The sequence below is a fragment of the Bradyrhizobium sp. 26S5 genome (assembly GCF_036923295.1).
Taxonomy (GTDB): domain Bacteria; phylum Pseudomonadota; class Alphaproteobacteria; order Rhizobiales; family Xanthobacteraceae; genus Bradyrhizobium; species Bradyrhizobium septentrionale.
In genome coordinates this window covers 5,527,380-5,546,296 of sequence record NZ_CP145948.1, presented here as the reverse complement: position 1 = coordinate 5,546,296, position 18,917 = coordinate 5,527,380, and the positions used below count along the sequence as shown (strand labels likewise).

The following is an 18,917-nucleotide window of genomic DNA, read 5'->3' as shown; positions in this document are numbered from 1 at the left end:
ACCGCCAAGGTTTAACGCCTCCCCATGGGAAAACGACAGATACCGCCGGAAGAGCCGGCCGAAATTCACGAGGTGCCGCTGCGTGACGCGCTCGAGGAGCGCTATCTCGCCTATGCGCTCTCGACCATCATGCATCGCGCGCTGCCGGACGCCCGCGACGGCCTGAAACCGGTGCACCGGCGTATCCTCTACGGGATGGACCTGCTCGGGCTCGACCCGCGCGCGGCCTTCAAGAAGTCGGCCAAGATCGTCGGCGACGTGATGGGCTCGTTCCATCCGCATGGCGACCAGGCGATCTATGACGCGATGGTGCGTCTGGCGCAGGATTTCTCCTCGCGCTACCCGCTGGTCGACGGCCAGGGCAATTTCGGCAATATCGACGGCGATAATCCGGCCGCCTACCGCTACACCGAAGCGCGCATGACCGAGGTCGCGCGGCTCTTGCTCGAAGGCATCGACGAGGACGGCGTCGAGTTTCGCGCCAATTACGACGGCCAGACCAAAGAGCCGGTGGTGCTGCCGGGCGGCTTCCCGAATCTGCTCGCCAACGGCGCGCAGGGGATTGCGGTCGGCATGGCGACCTCGATCCCGCCGCACAACGCCGCCGAACTCTGCGACGCCGCGCTGCATCTGATCGAGAAGCCCGACGCCAAGTCGAAGGCGCTGCTGAAATGGGTCAAGGGCCCGGACTTCCCGACCGGCGGCATCGTCGTCGATTCCAAGGAATCGATCATCGAGGCCTATACCACCGGCCGCGGCTCCTTTCGTACCCGCGCCCGCTGGTCGGTGGAGGAGGGCGCCCGCGGCGCCTGGGTGGTCGTCGTCACCGAAATCCCGTGGCTGGTGCAGAAGTCGCGCATGCACGAGAAGATCTCGGAGCTGCTCGACCAGAAGAAGCTGCCGCTGGTCGGCGACGTGCGCGATGAATCCGCGGAGGACGTCCGCTTCGTCATCGAGCCGAAGTCGCGCACCGTCGATCCGGCGCTGATGATGGAGTCGCTGTTCCGGCTGACCGAGCTGGAAAGCAAGATCTCGCTGAACCTCAACGTGCTGATCAAGGGCCGTATCCCGAAGGTGGTCGGCCTCGCCGAGTGCCTGCGCGAATGGCTCGACCATCTGCGCGACGTGCTGGTGCGGCGTTCCAACTTCCGCAAGACCCGGATCGAGCACCGCCTGGAAGTGCTGGGCGGCCACCTCGTCGCCTATCTGAACCTCGACAAGGTGATCAAGATCATCCGCACCGAGGACGAGCCGAAGCCGGTCTTGATGAAGACCTTCAAGCTCTCCGACATCCAGGCCGATGCCATCCTCAACATGCGCCTGCGCAATTTGCGCCGCCTGGAGGAGATGGAGATCCGCACCGAGGACAAGGATCTGCGCAAGGAGCTGAAGGGCCTCGAGGGCCTGCTCGGCTCCGAGACCGAACAATGGACGAAGGTCAGCGACCAGGTGCGCAAGGTCCGCGACATCTTTGGGCCGAAGACGCCGCTCGGCAAGCGCCGCACCACCTTTGCCGATGCGCCCGAGCATGATCTCGCCGCGATCGAGGAAGCGCTGGTCGAGCGCGAGCCGTGCACCGTCGTGATCTCCGAGAAGGGCTGGGTGCGGACGCTGAAAGGGCACGTCGAGGATCTCTCGGGGCTCGCCTTCAAGACCGACGACAAGCTCGAGCACTCGTTCTTTGCCGAGACCACCTCGAAGCTGCTGCTGTTTGCCACCAACGGCAAGTTCTACTCGCTCGACGTCGCCAAGCTGCCGGGCGGCCGCGGCCATGGCGAGCCGATCCGGATGTTCATCGACCTCGAGCAGGACGCCGCGATCATCTCGCTGTTCGTCAACAAGGGCGAGCGCAAGTTCCTGATCGCGAGCAGCGAGGGGCAGGGTTTTGTCGTCAAGGAAGAGGACTGCGTCGGCAATACCCGCAAGGGCAAGCAGGTGCTCATCGTCGATGCGCCGAACGAAGCCTGTGCGATCACGACCGTAACCGGCGACACCGTCGCGGTGATCGGCACCAACCACAAGATGGTGCTGTTCGGTCTCGACCAGGTGTCGGAGATGGCGCGCGGCCGCGGCATGCGCCTGCAGAAATACACCAGTGCCTCGCTGTCCGATGTCGCGGTGTTCGATTCCAAGACCGGCCTGACCTGGAAGGATTCCGCCGGCCGCGAGCACAGCATGACCCTGAAGGAGCTGGCCGACTGGCGCGGCAACCGTGCCGACGCCGGCCGGCTCGCACACGGCCTGCCGAAGTCGAACAAGTTCAACCGCGGCGTGGAGTAGTGGAAGCGTAGCCCGGATGGAGCCAACGGGTCGCGCGAATGCGCGCCCGATGACGGGCTCCGCGAAATCCGGGGCCGCTGTCACATTTGGCAACGATCCCGGATTGCGCTGCGCTCCATCCGGGCTACGGAGCGCCGCCAGCGGTGTGATAGTATCCACATTTCACCGCGCTATAACCGTCGCCGACGATAGCGGGCGACGGTTGCCATGGCGCACAATCACGACCACGACCATGACCACAGCGGTCATTCCCACGCCGGGCATTCCCATGCCGGGCACAGCCACGTGCCCGACAGTTTCGGCGCGGCCTTCGCAATCGGCGCGTCGCTCAACACCGCCTTCGTCATCGCCGAGCTGATCTTCGGCTATTCCGCCAACTCGCTGGCGCTGGTCTCCGACGCGGTTCACAATCTCTCCGACGTCATCGCGCTGCTGCTGGCCTGGGGCGGGGCGTGGCTCGCCGGCAAGCGCCCGACCGATACCCACACCTATGGCTACCGCCGCGCCTCGATCCTGGCGGCGCTGTTCAATGCCGGGCTGCTCCTGATCGCGGTCGGCGGCATTGCGGTCGAGGCGATCAACCGCTTCCGCGAGCCTGCCGAGGTGGCAAGCTGGATCGTGGTCTGGGTCGCGGCGCTCGGCATCCTGATCAATGGCGGCACCGCGCTGCTGTTCATGCGCGGCCGCGACAGCGACCTCAATGTCCGCGGCGCCTATCTGCATATGGCGGCCGATGCCGGCGTCTCGCTCGGCGTCGTCGTTGCCGCGCTGCTGATCATGGCGACAGGCTGGCAATGGCTCGATCCCGCGATCAGCCTGGTCATCGCCGTGGTCGTATTGCTGAGCGGCTGGGAACTTGCGCGCGACAGCGTCAACCTCGCGCTGGACGCGGTGCCGAGGGGCATCGATCTCAAGGAAGTGAGGGATTATCTGGCCGCGCTCGATGGCGTCACCGAGGTACACGACCTGCACATCTGGGCGATGAGCACGAGCGAAACCGCGTTGACCGCACACCTGGTGCGCCCCGGCGGACATGACGATGCGTTCCTGCATCAGGTCTGTGCAAAGCTGTCGGAGCGGTTCAGCATCCACCATGCTACGCTGCAGGTCGAAATCAGCAGCGAGACCTGCCGGCTGGCGCCGGCCGAAATGGTCTAGAGCATGATCCGGAAAAGTGCGAAGCGGTTTTCCGAAAAGATCATGCTCAGACAAGAAGCTAAGGCGCGACAATGACTCACCCTCATCTCATCGCGCTTTAGCACTGGCGCTGATCGCATCGCCATCGCGCAGTTTCTCGGAGAATAGCCATGCACTCGCATTCGATCGATCAGTGGACCCACGAGCACGTCTTCCTCGGCGCCGGGCATTCCAAGAACGAGCGCCGGACCTGGATCGTGGTCGCGCTTACGGCCGTGATGATGGTCGGCGAGATCGTCGCAGGCTGGCTGTCCGGGTCGATGGCGCTGTTGGCTGATGGCTGGCACATGGCGACGCACGCGGCCGCGCTCGGCATCGCAGGGCTCGCCTATCTGCTGGCGCGGCGCCAGGCCGGCAATGCACGCTTCTCGTTCGGGACCGGCAAGTTCGGCGACCTCGCCGCGTTCTCCAGCGCGATCATCCTGGCGATGGTCGCGATCCAGGTTGCGTGGGAGAGCATCGACCGGCTGCTGCACCCGGTGCCGATCGCCTACAGCGAGGCGATCATGGTCGCGGCGCTCGGTCTCGTCGTCAACCTGACCAGCGCCTGGCTGTTGCGCGATGACCATGATCATCACCATCATCACGGCCATGGCGACGATCATCGCCATGACGATGATCACGGTCATCACCACGACAACAATCTGCGCGCCGCCTATGTCCATGTCCTGGCCGACGCCGCGACGTCGATCCTGGCGATTGGCGCGCTGCTGGTCGCGATGGTTGCGAACTGGGTCTGGGCCGATCCGCTGGTCGGCATCATCGGCAGCATCGTGATCGCGAGCTGGGCCTATGGCCTGATCCGCGCGGCCGGCGCCGTGCTGCTCGATGTCAGCGCCGACGCGCATCTGGAGACCACCATCCGCAAACGCATCGAAGCCAAGGGCGACCGCGTCACCGACCTGCATTTGTGGCAGGTCGGCCCCGGCCACCGTGCCGCCGTGATCTCGGTGGTCTCGGATCACCCGCTGCCGCCTGCGACCTACAAGCGCCGGCTCGGCGGCCTGTCCGGCCTCAGCCACATCACGGTCGAAGTCGAGACCTGTCCGGATCACGACCACGCGCATTGATGTGTTACGCCGGGCCAACGGAGGGCAACATGAAGAAGGCAATCGGTCTCGTGATGTTGCTGTGGGTCGCGGGTGCGACGCCGCAGGCCGGCGCTCAGCCGGCGAATTCAGGCGTCGAGAAACTGTACATCCTCAACTGCGGCGAGGGCGTTGCCGGTGACATTTCGCGCTGGTCGCCCGGCGTGAATGAAGGCAAGTCGATGGACTTCGTCGACAATTGCTATCTGATCAAGCACGCGCAGGGCTGGTTCCTGTGGGACACCGGCATTCCCGACGCGGTGGCGGCGATGCCGAACGGCCTTGCGCCTGCCGATCCCAAGGCGGTCACCTGGCGGCGGCCGAAGACGCTCGCCGCGCACCTCGACCAGCTCGGGGTCAAGCCGTCGGACATCAAGGCAATCGCCGTCTCGCACACCCATCCCGATCACATCGGCAATGTCGAGCTGTTCCCGGCCGCGATGCTGTATGTGCAGAAGGCAGAATATGAGTGGCCTGGCACCAACAACGCGCCGCGCTTCAAGCCTGAGCATCCCGTCACCAAGCTGGAAGGCGACCGCGACGTGTTCGGCGACGGCAGCGTCACCATCCTGTCGACACCGGGCCACACGCCCGGCCACCAATCGCTGCTGGTGAAGCTGCCGAAGACCGGTGCAGTCGTGCTGACCGGTGATGCCGTTCACTTCAAGGATAATTGGGACAATCGGCGCGTGCCGAGCCTGAACGCCAGCAAGGACCAGACGCTGGCCTCGATGCAGAAGATCGCCGACACGCTGACCAAGGAAAAGGCGCAGCTCTGGATCAACCACGACAAGGCGCAGCGCGACGGGCTGAAAATGTCGCCGGACTTCTATGATTGAGCCGCTTTGGCGCTATTTGCTTTCGACCAATTCCGAAACAGCTGCGCCGTCGCCTCGTCCATCGGAAAGAAGCTTTCGATGCGCAGCTCCTGCAGCGTGACGTCCTGGGGCGTTCCGAGCGTTGCGATTGTGGTGAACAGCTGCAGGCCGACATCGCCCTTGCGGAACAGCATCGGCAGCACCGGTCCGGACGCCGGCCCCGCGGGCGGCGCGGCCAACGCGGCCTCGACACCGTCATAGGACAGCAGGCGCTTGAGCAGTTCCACTGTTGCGGTGGTGCCGTCGGCGGCGGCATCGGCTTCGACGCTGCGGACGAAATAGCCGGCCACCTCGGCCCAGTTGGTGAGATAGGGGCGCAGCACGTCGGGCGCGACCAGCGCGTCGGCGAGATTGACGGGCGTGCCGGGCGCCGGTGGTCCGACCAGGAATTCCACCAGCCGCCCGGCGCCTGCATTGGCGAGCAACAGATTCCAGTGCCGGTCGACCACGACCGCGGGAAACGGCTCCTGCTGCGCCAGTATGAAATCCAGCGCGTGACGGATCTGGGCGAGCTCCGGCGCGGCAAGGTCGGTTTGCCGCCATACCGGCGCGAAGCCGGCCGCGACCAAGAGCGCGTTCTGCTGGCGCAACGGCACGTCGAGCGCCGCAGCGAGCCGGATCACCATGTCGCGGCTCGGTGCGGCGCGCCCGAGCTCGAGGAAGCTGAGATGGCGCTGGGAGATGTCCGCGCGCCCGGCGAGCTCGAGTTGCGAGTGGCCCTTGCGCTGCCGCCACCAGCGCAGGCTGGCTGCAAAATCGTGCTGCTGCGACATGGATACCTGCCGAAAATACCTGTGAAGTAGTTGCCGGAATGATCTCACTCGGCAAGATGCCACAAGCGAACACGAAACGCATGGGGAGCAGGATGGGCGAGTGGATCGGCGTTGCGATTGCACTGGTCTCGAGTTGCCTCGGCGGTACGGCGGCGGCGATCACGCGCTATTTGGCTGGTAACGCCGACCCGATCACGCTGGCGATCCTGCGCTGGGCGATCGGATTTCTCTGCGTGCTCCCGGCCGCGGTCCTGCTCGGCGCGAAATGGCCGCGGCGCGAGGATCTGCCGGCGGTCGCAGCACTCGGCGTTGCCTTCTTCGGGGTGTTCTTCGTGCTCTATAACCTCGCGATGTCCTACACGACCGCGGCGCGCGCCGGCCTTGCGCTGGCGACCTTGCCGCTCTCCACCATGGTGGTCGGCGCCTTGCTCGGCATCGAACCGCTGACGATGCGCAAATCGGCCGGGGTCTCGATCGCGGTGCTCGGCGTGGCGGCCGCGCTGGCATCCGGGCTGTCGGCGGCGCCACCGGGGGCATGGCGCGGCGAGTTGATCATGGCCGCCGCGGTGCTCTGCATGGCGTTCTACAACGTGCTGTCGCGACCGTTCATCCGTCGCTCCAGCGCGCTCGGCTTCCTCGCCGTGGGCATGGGCGCGGGAGCGGCCGCGCTGGTGGCGGTCGGGATGTTCACCGGCAGCCTGGCGACGTTGCGCGATTCCGGCACGCCGCAGTGGATCGCCGGGCTCTATCTCGGAATAGCCGGCGGCGCGCTCGCTTTCATCCTGTGGGTGCTGGCGCTGGAGCGGGCATCGCCGACCCGTGTTGCCAACACCATGACGGTCAATCCGATCGCCGCAGGCCTGCTTGCCAAGCAGCTGGTCGGGGAGCCGATCACGGTCAATCTGGTCGTCGGTCTGATCGCGGTATTCGCCGGAATCTGGATCGCGACGTCGGAGACCAAACCGGCCTGATCAGCTGCGCGGGGCTGATGGTGCGGTCGGCGGCGGGCCGGGCACGTGCTTCGGCTTCAGCGTGCCGGCGTAGAACGACAGGGTGAAGATCAGGATGAGGCCGGCAAGATAGACCCCATAGGCTTGCGGCGGGGTGATCGCCCATTGCATGAAGCGTCGGATCGGATTTGGCGGGGCAGCATCATTGTCCATGCGCTCTTGTGCGCGAAGGCCGCAGCAAAGGGAAGCGGGAATCTCAGGCTTCAGCGGCGGTGTTCCGCGCGAAATGGTGAGGCGGGCGGCCTTGCAATGCTGCATCGGCGTCCGCATCTGTCACGCGACGACCAGCCCTTCCTCCCGCACCAATTGCCCGGCATAATCCAAAGTATGGAACTGACGCCCCGTTTGCGCCTCATGAATTGGTTGGTCCGACAGGGTCTGACCGGCCTGCCGGAAAACGACCTGCTGCGCGGCTTCTGCGAGCGGTGCCGGGCCGCCGGCATGCCGCTGTCGCGGGCGATCGTGTTCATCGACACCCTGCATCCGATCTTCGAGGGACGCGGTTTCCGCTGGAACGACGGCGAGAGCAACGAGGCCGACATCTTCGAATACGGCTCGACCAGCAGCGGCGAAGCCAGCCAGAACTGGCGGCGGTCGGCCTTCTACCACATGCTCGAAAACGGCCATGACGAGATGGTGATCGATCTCACCGGCTCGCACGATTTTTCGATGATCGGCGACCTCGCCGAGAAGGGCCACAAGCATTTCGCCGCGTTCGTGCATCGCTTCGGCGAGGCCGGCACGATCGGCGAGATGGACTGCTTCTACTCCTACTACACCACCCGCCATTCGGACGGGTTCGATGCCAACCACATGGCGGCGCTGCGCGACCTGGTGCCGGTGCTCGGGCTCGCGATCAAATCGGCGGCGCAGGTCGAGATCGCCCGCACGCTCGGGCGGGTCTATCTCGGCCGCGAGACGGCGGAGCAGGTGCTGCGCGGGCGCATGCAGCGCGGCATCACCGAGAAGATCAAGGCCGTGCTGTGGTACTCCGACGTGCGCGGCTCGACCGCGATCAGCGAGCGCATCGGCCCCGACGAGATCATTCCGTTCCTCAACGACTATGCCCAGGCCTCGATCGACGCGATCCATGATGCCGGCGGCGAGGTGCTGAAGCTGATCGGCGACGGCGTGCTGGCGATGTTCACCAGCGAGAACATGACGGGCGCCAAGCGCGCGGCGCTGCGGGCCGAGCACAGATTCCGTCATAATATGCGGGTGCTGAACGATCGCCGCGAGAACGAGGGGCGACCGACCACATCAGCCTATGTCGGGCTCCATGTCGGCGAGGTCTTCTACGGCAATATCGGCAGCGAGGACCGCCTCGATTTCACGGTGGTCGGACCTGCGGTCAACGAGGTCAGCCGGATCGCCTCGATGTGCGCCTCGGTCGACCGGGAGTTGCTGACCTCGACCGACTTCCGCACCGGGCTCGACGCCGCCGGCCGCAACTATCTGGTCTCTACCGGCCGCTTCGTGCTGCGCGGGATCGGCCACGCGCAGGATCTCTATACGCTGGATCCGGCCGTTGCCGCCGACGAGGTCGTCGGCGGCAAGTATGAACGGTACTTGGCGAGCTGATCAGCAGCGCACGGGCTCGCCGACCATGTCGGGCTGCCGTGTCAGCGACACCGCAGGCGACATCAGGATCACCAGCGCCTGGGCGGCGAAGATCGCGGCCGCGAGGTAGAGGCAGGCTTCGGCGCCGTAGAGGCCGCCGACGATGGCACCGAGCGCGGAGCCGAGCGGGCGGGCGCCGTAGCTCATGATGTTGATCGCCGAGACGCGGCCGAGCAGCGAAGGCGGCGTCACCGACTGCCGCAGCGTGGTGGTCGAGATCACCCACAGGATCGGGCCGACGCCGAGCAGGAAGAAGCTGAGGCCGGCGAGCAGCGGTGTCGGAAACCACGTCGTCAGCGCCATCACGGCCGCGGCGACGAAGCCGGTGACCGGGCCGAGCCCGATCACGGTGCCGAACGCCAGCCGCTTCATCACGCGGGTTGCGAACAGCGCGCCGACCACCATGCCGACCCCGTACATCGCAAGCGTCGTGCCGACCCCGGTGGCGCTGAGCCCGAGATGGCGCACCGCATAGGGCACGAACACCGCGAGCAGCAAGAAGGATGCGGTGTTGAAGATGAACTGGGTGATGAACACCGGCCGCAGCAAAGCGTGGTGCATCACGAAGGCCGCGCCTTCCTTGATGTCCTGCAGCGGATGACGCCGCGGTGCGGGCGGACGCGCCGGCTCGTAGATGCCGGCGAGCAGCACGACTGCGATCGCCGACAGCGCCGCGGCGAAGCCGAACGCGGGCGCAGCGCCGACCCAGCCGACCAGCACGCCGCCGAGCGCGGGGCCGCTGGCAAAGGCGACGGTGCGGGCAAGCTCGATGCGGGCGTTGGCGGCCGGCAATTGCTGTGACGTCACCAGCGAGGGGACCAGCGCAGGCGCTGCGACGCTGTAGGCGACCGTGCCGCAAACCGCCACGAAGCCGAGCAGAGCGAGCAGCGGCAGCGTCATCAGGCCGAGCCACAACAACAGCAGGATCGCGGCAAGGGCCGCGGCGCGCAACGCCTCGGAGCCCGCCATCACCCAGCGCCGCGACACGCGGTCGGCCAACAGGCCGGCGGGGATCGCAAACAGGATGAAGGGCAGCGTCAGTGCGGTCTGCAAGAGGCCGGTCTGGCCTTCGCCGACGCCGAGCAGCAGCACGGCGACGATGGGCGCAGCCGCAAGCGCGATCTGGTCGGCCGATTGCGCGGCGAGGTTGGACCAGGCCAGACGATTGAAGGTGGCCGGCAGGCGAGGCGTATCGGCGGACATGGCAGTATCCTTGGGACATTCGATCTGACCATAGTGTGGGATTGGACGGCGTCCGATCCCACCCGTTTCCCGACACCGCGTCAGCGTCCTCGCCATGCGAATGTTGTCACGCGCGAAATTGGCATCGGCGTCGATCCGCTGCGCCGAACATGCCCTGTGCTTGCCGCTGTATCGGCGTGACGCTCGCGCCCGTTCTGGTGATTGTCCGCAAGCGATGCGCTGGAGGAGCGATCCCTTCGGCGTCGCTGGCGATCCCTCCGCCCTGGGCCTGGACAGGCGGCGGGGTCTTGCGGTGCCGGGAAGGCGGGGCGGCGGTTTCATTTTCGTGATCCTAGATGCAGTTGCAAATGAGTTGCAATAACGAGTGAGTTCGGTCATGTTGGCTGAATGGACGCTCGGACGCCTGAAATGCCTTCTGTTTCTCTTCCCGTCACCGTGCCAGGAGGCTGGCGCGGCGACGCCGCTCATGCGCGCAGCCTGCCCGAGGTGAATGCGACCGTCGCGGTGCCCATTGGTGGCGTGTGGTGGCGGCGGCTGCTGGCGTTCGCCGGGCCGGGCTATCTGGTCTCGGTCGGTTACATGGACCCCGGCAATTGGGCCACCGATATCGCCGGCGGATCGAAGTTTGGCTACACGCTGCTGTCGGTCATCCTGCTGTCGAACCTGATGGCGATTCTGCTGCAGGCGCTTGCGGCGCGGCTTGGCATCGCCACCGACCGCGATCTCGCCCAGGCCTGCCGCGCGACCTATTCGCGGCCGGTCAATTTCGTGCTCTGGCTGGCCTGCGAGGCCGCGATCATCGCCTGCGACCTCGCCGAGGTGATCGGCACCGCGATCGCGCTGAAGCTCTTGTTCGGCATTCCCTTGATCGGGGGCGCGCTGCTCGCGGCGCTCGATGCGTTCCTGCTGCTGCTGCTGATGAACCGCGGCTTCCGCTTCCTCGAAGCCTTCGTGATCGCGCTGCTGATCGTCATTGCGGTCTGCTTCGTGGTCCAGATCGCAGCCGCCGCGCCGCCGATTGCCGGCGTGATCGGCGGCTTCATGCCGTCGCGCGAGATCGTCACCAATCCGGAGATGCTCTACATCGCGATCGGCATCATCGGCGCCACCGTGATGCCGCATAACCTCTATCTGCACTCCTCGATCGTGCAGACCCGCGCCTATCCGCGCACCGAGGAGGGGCGGCGCGACGCGATCAAATGGGCGACCACCGATTCCACTATCGCGCTGATGCTGGCGCTGTTCGTCAACGCCGCGATCCTGGTGCTGGCGGCCGCGACCTTCCACAAGAGCGGCCATTCCGACGTCGCCGAAATCGACCAGGCGTTCGAGCTGCTGTCGCCGCTGCTTGGCCTCGGCATCGCCTCGACGCTGTTTGCCGTGGCGCTGCTCGCGTCCGGCCTCAACTCGACGGTGACGGCGACGCTGGCCGGCCAGATCGTGATGCAGGGTTTTCTGAACCTGCGGATGCCCAACTGGGCGCAGCGGGTGGTGACGCGCGGCATCGCGATCGTCCCGGTCATCGTGGTCGCCGCGCTCTATGGCGAGAGTGGCACCGCGCAACTGCTCGTGTTCAGCCAGGTCGTGCTGTCGATGCAGCTGCCGTTCGCGGTGATCCCGCTGGTGCGCTTCGTGTCCGACAAGCGCAAGATGGGCGCGTTCGCGATTTCGCTGCCGGTCGCGGTGATGGCCTGGATCGTCGCCGGCTTGATCGTGATCCTGAACGTGAAGCTGCTGATCGATACGTTCTTCGGCACCTAGAGCGTCTGATGCGCTAGTCCTGCGGCTCGGCCAGCGCTTCACCCGTGGCGTCGACGCGCAGCCAGCCCGACGGCGCGAGCCGTTGCTGCGGCAGGAAGCGGCCCTTGTAGTCCATCTTCTTCGAGCCCTCGATCCAGTAGCCGAGATAGACGTAGGGCAGGCCCTGGCGGCGGGCGCGGGCGATATGATCGAGGATCATGAAGGTACCGAGCGAGCGGCTTTCCAGCCCCGGCTCGAAGAACGAATAGACCATCGACAGCCCGTCGCTGAGCACGTCGGTCAGCGCCACCGCCATCAGCTCGTCGCCGCGGCCGGTGATGGCGCTGTCGGCATTGCGCTTGCGGTACTCGATGATCCGGGTCTCGACATGGCTGTCCTCTACCATCATCGCGTAGTCGAGCACCGTCATGTCGGCCATGCCGCCGTTGCGGTGGCGGCGGTCGAGATAGGCCCGGAACACCGAATATTGCTCAGAGGTCGGCACCGCGGTGCGCTGCTCGCCGATGATGTCGGCGTTGCGGGCCAGCACCTTGCGGAAGTTGCGGGACGGGCGGAATTCGTTGGCGACGACCCGGACCGAGACGCAGGCCCGGCAGGCGTCGCAGGCCGGGCGGTAGGCGATCGACTGGCTGCGGCGGAAGCCGCCATGGGTCAGCAAGTCGTTGAGATCGCCCGCCTTGTCGCCGACCAGGTGCGTGAAAACCTTGCGCTCGTGCCGGCCCGGCAGATAGGGGCACGGTGAGGGCGCCGTCAGATAGAACTGGGGGGTATCACGCGAGTGCTGGGTCACGTCAGATCGTCGGGCTCCACAAACAATACAGGCAGCCGAGTTAGCATCGCCCTCCGGAGGCTAACGGTCAATTGGTTTAGGCGGGCCTAATAGTAGGCCCGCGCGGCCGGGCTGACCGGGGTCCGGACCGAGCTGTTGATAACGACGGTTCCGAGGATGATGTCGTGCAGCAGCCGGCGGCGGCCGTTGAGGAGTCCGACCAGCAGCACCAGCGGCGACAGGAACGAGATCGTCACCCAGAACAGCACCGCATGGGTGGCGCCGAGCACGAAATAACCGCGCGCGCCGTACCAGGTGCGCAGTTCCAGATCCATCATGCGCATGCCGATGGTGGCCGAGTGCTGCCCGCCGATCGAGGCGCCGTAATAGACGATGGCCCAGACGATCGAGGCCGGCGACACCAGCCAGAACAGCGCCCAGCCGAGGCCGAGCGTGACGACGCCGAACACCGCGGTGAAGATCACCGCCAGGATCACCGGCACCGACAGCACGACGAGGTCGATCAGGAACGCGAACACGCGTCGCGTCAGCACGCCGCGGAACAGGTCCGGCTGCATCAACGGATCGAACGCATGCGGGGGAACGCCGCCGTCGTTGCGCCAGGCTTCGTTGCGCCAGGTGCCGCCGTCATTGCCATAGGACATGACCAACCTCCGATGAAAGTCCCGCGCAGGACATGGGAGCAGGAGGCTCGCCTGCCAAGTCCGCGCGAACATTAACTAGCCGAAATAATCAGGCGATTCGGCGGCCGGAAGCGCCCGCCCCGGTGTAGGCTGGAGGTTGTGCGACGGCGGGGGACATATGGGAACACAAATCGGGTTGCGCTGCCGCTGCGGAGAGGTTCGAGGCGTGGTCACGAACGCGGCACCAACGGCCGTCAATCGCGTCGTCTGCTACTGCGACGACTGCCAGGCCTTCATGCATCGGGTCGGCCGGGCCGATCTGCTCGATGTCCACGGCGGCACCGACATCGTCCAGGTCGCACCGGCGTCGCTCAGCTTCGTGCAGGGGCATGACAGGATCGTCGGACTGCGGCTGACGCCAAAGGGGCTGTACCGATGGCACACCACCTGCTGCAATTCGCCGGTGGGCAACTCGCTGACACCTGCCGTCCCGTTCGTCGGAATTGCGGTGCAGGCCTTCGACGGCGGTGCGTCGCGCGTGGACGAGGTTTTCGGCAAGCCAACCGGCGCAATCCTCGGCAAATATGCAATCGGCGAAGCCCCGAAGGGATCGACCGGCTTCAAGCCGTCGCTGATCCTGCGCGTGATCGGCAAGGTGTTGGGCTGGCGCCTGCGCGGCAGGACCTGGCCGCATCCGTTCTTCAAGCGCGAGACAAATGAGCCGATCTACCCGCTGACGGTGCTGTCGCAGGGCGAGCGCGAGGCGCTGCGCCCGCTGTGCGGTCCACGTCCAACCGCGCCGGCCGGACCCGTGTAGCGCCCTTACGATTCCGCCTTGATCTTCTCGGCGGCCTGCGGTGCGAAATAGGTCAGGATGCCGTCGGCGCCGGCGCGCTTGAAGCCGAGCAGGCTCTCCATCATCGCGCGCTCGCCGTCGATCCAGCCATTGGCGGCGGCGCCCGCGATCATCGCGTATTCGCCGGACACCTGGTAGACGAAGGTCGGCATCGCAAAATTGTCCTTCACGCGGCGGACGATGTCGAGATAGGGCATGCCCGGCTTCACCATCACCATGTCGGCGCCCTCGGCGATGTCGAGCTCGACCTCGCGCAGCGCCTCGTCGGAATTGGCGCTGTCCATCTGGTAGGTGCGCTTGTCGCCGGTCAGCGTCTTGGCCGAGCCGATGGCGTCGCGGAACGGGCCGTAAAATGCCGAGGCATATTTCGCCGCATAGGACATGATCTGCACGTCACCAAAGCCGTTGTCGTCGAGCGCCTCGCGGATCGCGCCGATGCGGCCATCCATCATGTCCGACGGCGCGATCACGTCGCAGCCGGCCTCGGCCTGGGTCAGAGCCTGCTTGACCAGCACCGCGACCGTCTCGTCGTTGAGGATCCTGCCGCCTTCGATCAGCCCGTCATGGCCGTGGCTGGTGAAAGGATCGAGCGCGACGTCGCAGAGCACGCCGATATCGGGAAATTCCTTCTTGATCGCCCGCACCGCCTGGCAGACCAGATTGTCGGGATTGAGCGCCTCCGAGCCCTGCTCGTCGCGCAGCGACGGCTCGGTGAAGGGGAATAGTGCGATGCACGGAATATTGAGCCTGGCCGCGCGCTCGGCGTCGCGGACGATCTGGTCGACGGTGAGGCGGTCGACGCCCGGCATCGAGGCCACCGGCGTGCGGGTGTTGTGGCCGTCGACCACGAACATCGGCCAGATCAGGTCGTTCGTGGTCAGCACGTTCTCGCGCACCAGGCGGCGGGCCCATTCGGTCTTGCGGTTGCGGCGCATCCGGATCGTCAGGTCGAGCGAGGGGGAGGCGAGGGCCTCGGTCTGGCGCCGCGGCGCATCGCGCAGTTCGATCGGGCGCCCGAATTTGATCGCCATGTCTTCTCTCCTCGGGGACGGCTGGTCTGGACCTGATATAAGTCCAATTCTAGCACCTGTCAGGGGCGCCGTCATTGCGCCGCTATTGCACCTCTATTGCATCCTTGGCGCCCTTGATTTGCCGCAACGGCAATTGATTTTGCGCGGCTGGCGGGCCAAGACTGCGCCATGAACCCCATTTGGCAGCCGTTCTGCGGCGATTCGGATGTCTGACACCTCTGCACGCGATCAGGCGCGGGACAACGCCATCTCGGTGAGCGCGATCTCATCCGACCGGATCGAGCCGGACGACAATGCGTGGACGCGGCGCCTCGTCATCTTCCTGCGCATCATGGCCGTCGTCTCGGTCGCCAAGGGCCTCTATCACTGGGCTCAGGTCACCGGCTTCGTCGGCGGCGAGGAGGAGGCCTTCGAGAACCAGTCGATGGCCTGGCAGACCGCGACGATCTATTTCGCTGTCATCGAGCTTGTCGCGGCCGTCGGTCTCTGGCTCGCAACGCCCTGGGGCGCCGTGGTCTGGCTGACCACCGTGGTCTCGATGGCGGTCATCGAGCTGATGTTTCCCGGCATCTATGGCGGCAGCCTCACCGTGGTCGGGCTCGAGGCCGTGATGCTCGCGGCCTATCTCGCGCTCGCCTGGATGGCGGCCCGCGAACGCCCGCCATAGCTCCGCACGCAGCGACGGCTGCATACACTGTTGCAACGCGGCGACAGCGCGACGAATAGCTGATGGCCGCAGCCACTATATGGAAGTGGTGCGCGCAACGAGAAGACAGCGCTATTGGTTCTGCTAGGTGAGTGCCACAGATCGCACCCCTTTCGAGACATCCCGTGTTCAGGGAGCGTCTCCGCGGGACCTGCCGTCGGGACCCATTTCTCTCGGATCTTGGCGCACGCGCTAGCCGGCTTTGCGCTGGTCGACGGCGGAACCGGTCAGCCTCCGGCCAACACCTGGCCGGCCGCATGCGCGCATCGCGTGCATATATCCCGCGACGTGATCCCGTAAAATTTTCAGAGAATTTTCCGGTAACCGTTCGGTCACCGTAAAGGGTTCCCTCATACCCGTTACGCCACCGTTTCGAATTCGAACGAAGCTGTTTCCGAATGTGACAGGGCAGGCAGACGAAGCGTGAACAGGGGGCTGCCACCGTCAATGAAAAGTTGCGAAAAGCCCTTGATCCATGGGCTTAATCCACGATTCACTGTCTTAAATTCATGATCTCTTTATTCTCTTATTTAAGCGGATATTCAAACGGCCCCCTTACGTTGGACCTATCAGGCGGGACACAAGTTTCGTCGAAATAAAGTCGATAAAAACGACAAACAGGGGAAGTGTCATGATGAAAGCCGTTGCGACAACGGCGGCGGATGCCGCCGATCGCGCTACCGGTCAAGCTCCGGTGCAGCCGCTCTATCTCGAAGCACTGACTTTGGTGGAGCGGCTGCATCGCCGGCTCCTCGACGTCATCAAGGACGAATTCGACCGCCGCGGCCGCGCCGACATCAATTCGGTGCAGGCGCTGCTGCTGTACAACATCGGCGACAAGGAGCTGACCGCCGGCGAGCTGCGCACCCGCGGCTACTATCTCGGCTCCAACGTCTCCTACAATCTGAAGAAGCTCGTCGAGTTCGGCTTCCTCGATCATCAGCGCTCGCGCGTCGATCGCCGCTCGGTCCGCATCCGTCTGACCCCGCAGGGCCAGGAAGTCCGCAAGATCGTCGATGCGCTCTATCAGAAGCACGTCAAGACGGTCGAGCAGGTCGGCGGCATCTCGAACGAGGAGTTCGCGAGCCTCAACAAGTCGCTGCACCGCCTCGAGCGCTTCTGGACCGACCAGATCCTGTATCGCCTCTGATCCTTCCTTTGTTCGCCTGATGGCCAAGCCGGCCGCCCAGAAGACCGGCAGCCTTCCTCCAGTCAACGCATCGGTCATGCCCGGCCGATGCGCTTTTCATGCTGCACCTGCGAAAATAAATCGGGCCCCGCAAGGAACCAAGGCGTTCCCCGAAGCTTATCCCTTGGCCAACAGAAAGGCAGGGATATGCTGGTCGAACGCGGGATCGAGGTACTGAATGTCGAGGTCGTCGGTGACGCCTACGCGATCGCCTCGAACTATCTGCGCAAATCCGGTGCCATTCCCGACACTTTCGCCACCAATGAACGCCTCCTCAGCATCATCGTGAAGCTGTTCCAGCGCGGTGAGATGAACCGCCTCCGCCTCGCCAACAAGGCGATCGCGAAGTTCGAGGCCGAGACGCTGGTGGTCGCCTGAGCGTCAACCCGGAGACATCAATGGAAGCCGCGATCGATCGGATCATGCAGACGTATGATCTGTTGCTCAACCGCACGTCCGCTGCGAGCGACGAAGCGCGGGCGAAGGTCACCGAGTATGTGCAGACGCTGTTCGAGGCGGGCGAGCGCGATACGCATCGGCTGACCGTGTGCGGGCTGACCTATCTGCGCCAGCTCGACGGCAGCACCGACCATGTGAAGGCCGGGTATACCGGGCTGTAAGGTCAGCCTGGTTTCGCGGACCGTCTCCACGTCATTGCGAGCGAAGCGAAGCAATCCATGGTTCAACGTGGCGATGCGATGGATTGCTTCGTCGCGTTGCTCCTCGCAATGACGGGGTGAGTTTCTGATTCAACTGTCAAACAGCTAGTTCGGTGTCATCACCCGCGAAAGCGGGTGATCCAGTATTCCAGAGACGCCGGTGCTTGAGCCGAGAGGCCGCGGCGTACTGGATCGCCCCGCTTTCGCGGGCATGACGGCGCGGGTGCCTCACACACGGTCGTCGTCCTGGCCTAGTGCGCAATTGCGCACGGGAGCCACGACCCATAGCCACCGCACTTGGTGAGGAACGGGATCGTGGCCCCAACGTCGCACAACAATGATTTGGGGTAATGGGTGCTGGCTTTCGCCAGGACGACACCGAATTTGTTGCGCCAGCTGTGGGTTATGCTTCGGCATTCTCGCGACATGATTTGTCCGAGCTTTGCTTCTCGTTCCGCCCTCTCGTTGAACAGAGGGCGCAGGGAAAGCCGGGTGCCGATCGCACCCATGGGCCCCGTGCAAAGGTAGAAAGCACGGGGGTAGGACCACAGGTGTAACCGGAGCAATCCGGCTTTCCCTGCGCGATGGGTTACGGCTTACTTCGTGCTCTCCCCGGCGAGACTGGGCTTGTTTGTCACCGCCCTCGCAAGACGCAATTGCGTCTTACAAGGGGACACCTGCCGCTAGGGCGTCAGGACCACACGACTTCACCGTCCGCCTCACATGCGTTCGTCGCTTGCATGATCCGCGTCCACCGCATCTCACCGCAACACCCGTGACGATGCGCAGCGCCCCTCGATCGGGTGAGACGGGTTATTCATACACTAAGTTTCCTTTCCGATAAACGGAAATATTTTTACCGCGTGGGCTTGACAGGTTTTGCTGAGTTGCCCGTCGGGTTGTTCTGTTGCGGCCTCTCACCGATGAATTCGCTCGTTCGAACTCTGAGAGCCGGGTCTGCAGTCCGCTGCTCTACTGTCACGTTCAAAATTCACCGCACTGAGATCGTTGTGATGATCGAGAAGATGCGCGCCACCTCAGCGTGTCGTGGCTGTGAGCGATGTCACTGTCAGTCTCTGTCTCGCGTCGTAATGCCGCATTCGGAACCGGCAATGTGTGATCGGTTCGTTATGACGCTGGCCGCGCCGACACTACGCTTCCGCTCATTGAAGTGCCGGCCTCTCGAGGCCGTTTTGTCCAAGGCGGATTTTCAATTTTGCAGCGGTGACGGCGGCGAATTTCTCGATCGTGTC

Annotated in this window: 18 protein-coding genes; 12 read left to right on the top strand and 6 right to left on the bottom strand. The window is 64.9% G+C overall.

Annotation, left to right across the window (positions count from 1 at the left end; genetic code table 11):
- Window positions 1–24: 24 nt before the first annotated feature.
- From parC to V5279_RS25840, 4 genes are all read left to right on the top strand, one after another.
- Window positions 25–2,280: a DNA topoisomerase IV subunit A gene (gene parC, locus V5279_RS25855; RefSeq protein ID WP_338689240.1), complete on the top strand. Its 2,256-nt coding sequence runs from the start codon at window positions 25–27 to the stop codon at window positions 2,278–2,280.
- A 207-nt stretch (window positions 2,281–2,487) separates the two neighbouring features.
- Complete coding sequence (locus V5279_RS25850; RefSeq protein ID WP_338689238.1) at window positions 2,488–3,438, top strand: cation diffusion facilitator family transporter; 951 nt, start codon at window positions 2,488–2,490, stop codon at window positions 3,436–3,438.
- 149 nt (window positions 3,439–3,587) lie between these two features.
- Window positions 3,588–4,547: a CDF family Co(II)/Ni(II) efflux transporter DmeF gene (gene dmeF / locus V5279_RS25845; protein WP_338689236.1), complete on the top strand. Its 960-nt coding sequence runs from the start codon at window positions 3,588–3,590 to the stop codon at window positions 4,545–4,547.
- Window positions 4,548–4,600: 53 nt separating this feature from the next.
- Window positions 4,601–5,404: an N-acyl homoserine lactonase family protein gene (locus V5279_RS25840; RefSeq protein WP_338701385.1), complete on the top strand. Its 804-nt coding sequence runs from the start codon at window positions 4,601–4,603 to the stop codon at window positions 5,402–5,404.
- Here the strand turns inward: V5279_RS25840 and V5279_RS25835 are convergent.
- The gene (locus tag V5279_RS25835; protein WP_338689234.1) at window positions 5,395–6,216 is read right to left on the bottom strand and encodes a helix-turn-helix domain-containing protein; all 822 of its coding nucleotides are present in this window, start codon (window positions 6,214–6,216) and stop codon (window positions 5,395–5,397) included. The genes V5279_RS25840 and V5279_RS25835 overlap by 10 nt on opposite strands.
- A 92-nt stretch (window positions 6,217–6,308) precedes the next feature.
- Between V5279_RS25835 and V5279_RS25830 the strand changes: the two genes are divergently transcribed.
- Window positions 6,309–7,187, top strand: a complete 879-nt coding sequence (locus V5279_RS25830) for a DMT family transporter (RefSeq protein ID WP_338689232.1) — start codon at window positions 6,309–6,311, stop codon at window positions 7,185–7,187.
- Here the strand turns inward: V5279_RS25830 and V5279_RS25825 are convergent, their stop codons facing one another.
- Window positions 7,188–7,379: a hypothetical protein gene (locus V5279_RS25825; protein WP_166294491.1), complete on the bottom strand. Its 192-nt coding sequence runs from the start codon at window positions 7,377–7,379 to the stop codon at window positions 7,188–7,190.
- A 174-nt stretch (window positions 7,380–7,553) separates the two neighbouring features.
- On the opposite strand from V5279_RS25825, the gene V5279_RS25820 reads away from it, so the two are divergent.
- Window positions 7,554–8,807, top strand: a complete 1,254-nt coding sequence (locus V5279_RS25820) for an adenylate/guanylate cyclase domain-containing protein (RefSeq protein ID WP_338689228.1) — start codon at window positions 7,554–7,556, stop codon at window positions 8,805–8,807.
- On the opposite strand, the gene V5279_RS25815 is transcribed toward V5279_RS25820, so the two are convergent.
- Complete coding sequence (locus V5279_RS25815) at window positions 8,808–10,049, bottom strand: MFS transporter (RefSeq protein ID WP_338689226.1); 1,242 nt, start codon at window positions 10,047–10,049, stop codon at window positions 8,808–8,810.
- Window positions 10,050–10,436: 387 nt separating this feature from the next.
- On the opposite strand from V5279_RS25815, the gene V5279_RS25810 reads away from it, so the two are divergent.
- A complete protein-coding gene (locus tag V5279_RS25810; RefSeq protein ID WP_338689224.1) occupies window positions 10,437–11,810 on the top strand; it encodes an Nramp family divalent metal transporter in 1,374 nt (457 codons plus the stop codon).
- A gap of 13 nt (window positions 11,811–11,823) precedes the next feature.
- On the opposite strand, the gene V5279_RS25805 is transcribed toward V5279_RS25810, so the two are convergent.
- Both V5279_RS25805 and V5279_RS25800 read right to left on the bottom strand, forming a co-directional pair.
- Entirely contained in the window at window positions 11,824–12,600 is a 777-nt protein-coding gene (locus V5279_RS25805; RefSeq protein ID WP_166296929.1) for an arginyltransferase, read from the bottom strand.
- Window positions 12,601–12,686: 86 nt separating this feature from the next.
- Window positions 12,687–13,244 (bottom strand): RDD family protein, encoded by a 558-nt coding sequence (locus V5279_RS25800; protein ID WP_338689220.1) that lies wholly within the window; start codon window positions 13,242–13,244, stop codon window positions 12,687–12,689.
- 205 nt (window positions 13,245–13,449) lie between these two features.
- Here V5279_RS25800 and V5279_RS25795 point away from each other — a divergent pair, with 205 nt between their 5' ends.
- Complete coding sequence (locus V5279_RS25795) at window positions 13,450–14,040, top strand: DUF6151 family protein (protein WP_338689218.1); 591 nt, start codon at window positions 13,450–13,452, stop codon at window positions 14,038–14,040.
- 5 nt (window positions 14,041–14,045) lie between these two features.
- Here V5279_RS25795 and hemB read toward each other — a convergent pair whose 3' ends face one another.
- Window positions 14,046–15,110 carry a porphobilinogen synthase gene (gene hemB / locus V5279_RS25790; RefSeq protein WP_338689216.1) on the bottom strand — a complete coding sequence of 355 codons (1,065 nt, stop codon included), beginning with the start codon at window positions 15,108–15,110 and terminating at the stop codon, window positions 14,046–14,048.
- A gap of 205 nt (window positions 15,111–15,315) precedes the next feature.
- Here hemB and V5279_RS25785 point away from each other — a divergent pair, with 205 nt between their 5' ends.
- From V5279_RS25785 to V5279_RS25770, 4 genes are all read left to right on the top strand, one after another.
- Window positions 15,316–15,777, top strand: a complete 462-nt coding sequence (locus tag V5279_RS25785; protein WP_029081124.1) for a DUF6163 family protein — start codon at window positions 15,316–15,318, stop codon at window positions 15,775–15,777.
- A gap of 670 nt (window positions 15,778–16,447) precedes the next feature.
- The gene (gene ldtR, locus V5279_RS25780; protein ID WP_338689214.1) at window positions 16,448–16,966 is read left to right on the top strand and encodes a transcriptional regulator LdtR; all 519 of its coding nucleotides are present in this window, start codon (window positions 16,448–16,450) and stop codon (window positions 16,964–16,966) included.
- 186 nt (window positions 16,967–17,152) lie between these two features.
- Window positions 17,153–17,383: a hypothetical protein gene (locus tag V5279_RS25775; protein WP_338689212.1), complete on the top strand. Its 231-nt coding sequence runs from the start codon at window positions 17,153–17,155 to the stop codon at window positions 17,381–17,383.
- A 20-nt stretch (window positions 17,384–17,403) separates the two neighbouring features.
- On the top strand, window positions 17,404–17,625 hold the full coding sequence (locus V5279_RS25770; RefSeq protein WP_021078384.1) for a hypothetical protein: 222 nt from the start codon (window positions 17,404–17,406) through the stop codon (window positions 17,623–17,625).
- The last annotated feature ends 1,292 nt before the right edge of the window (window positions 17,626–18,917 follow it).